Source organism: Ideonella sp. P3_A4, from assembly GCF_056403075.1.
In genome coordinates, this window is record NZ_JBFUGE010001091.1 from 1 (window position 1) to 1,250 (window position 1,250).

Annotated in this window: 1 protein-coding gene and 1 pseudogene; both read right to left on the reverse strand. The window is 65.6% G+C overall.

Features of this window, described 5'->3' with window-relative positions:
• A partial coding sequence (locus tag AC1DYI_RS36090) for a molecular chaperone DnaJ (protein ID WP_477208895.1) occupies positions 1 to 845 on the reverse strand: 845 nt, incomplete at its 3' end.
• Between the two features lie 111 nt (positions 846 to 956).
• Positions 957 to 1,250: pseudogene (gene dnaK / locus AC1DYI_RS36095) on the reverse strand (molecular chaperone DnaK); the annotation flags it as partial.

Sequence of the window (1,250 nt, forward strand, 5' to 3'; positions counted from 1 at the left end):
GGCACCGTGCAATGCAGGTCGTCGCCGTCGCGCTCGAAGATCTCGTGCTGCTTGATCCGGATCTCGATGTACAGGTCACCCGCCGGGCCACCGTTGGTGCCCGGCTCGCCGTTGCCGGCCGAGCGGATGCGCATGCCTTCGTTGATGCCGGCGGGGATCTTCACCTCCAGCGTCTTCTGCTTCTTGATCTTGCCCGCGCCTTCGCACACCGTGCAGGGCTCGGGAATGATCTTGCCGGTGCCGTGGCAGTGCGGGCAGGTCTGCTGGATGCTGAAGAAGCCCTGGCGCATGTGCACCGTGCCGGCGCCATTGCAGGTGCCGCAGGTCTTGGCCTTGGTGCCGGGCTTGGCGCCGGTGCCGCTGCAGGTTTCGCAGTGTTCCCAGCTGGGGATGCGGATCTGGCTGTCCTTGCCAAGCGCCGCTTCTTCGAGCGTGATCTCCATCGCGTACGACAGGTCGTTGCCGCGGTAGACCTTCTGGCCACCACCGCCGCCGCCGCGCCGAGCACCGCCGCCCTGGCCGCCGAAGATGTCGCCAAAGATGTCGCCAAAGGCCTCGGCGAAACCGCCGAAGCCTTCCTGCCCTGGGCCGCCGCGGAAGCCACCGGCGTTCGGGTCGACGCCCGCGTGGCCGTACTGGTCGTAGGCCGCGCGCTTTTGGCCGTCGGAAAGCATCTCGTAGGCCTCTTTGGCCTCTTTGAATTTCTCTTCGGCTGCCTTGGCATCGTCACCCTGGTTGCGGTCAGGGTGGTGCTTCATGGCCAGCTTGCGGTAGGCCTTCTTGATGTCGTCGTCCGAGGCGTTCTTTGCGACGCCCAGGATTTCGTAATAGTCACGCTTCGCCATGAAAGGTCTCAGGTCGTTCCAAACGCAAACCGCCGCGTTGAGCGGCAGGCTTGCGGCCTGCCGTTCGAACGCGGCGAGATAGGACGTCAGGCCGCAAGGCCTGACGGCTTATCACTTCTTGACTTCCTTGAACTCCGCGTCGACCACGTTGTCGTCGTCGGCCGGCTTGGCCTGGGCTTGCGCGTGCTCGGCATGCTCGCCGCCGCCACCACCCGCCGCAGCACCTGCCGCGGCCTGGGCCGCTTGCTGGTCGGCGTACATCTTCTCGCCCAGCTTCTGGCTGGCGGTCATCAGGGCTTCGGTCTTGGCGTCGATCGTGGCCTTGTCGTCGCTCTTCAGCGCTTCCTCAGCGTCCTTCAGAGCGGCCTCGATCTTTTCCTTCTCGCCGGCGTCCAGCTTCTCGCC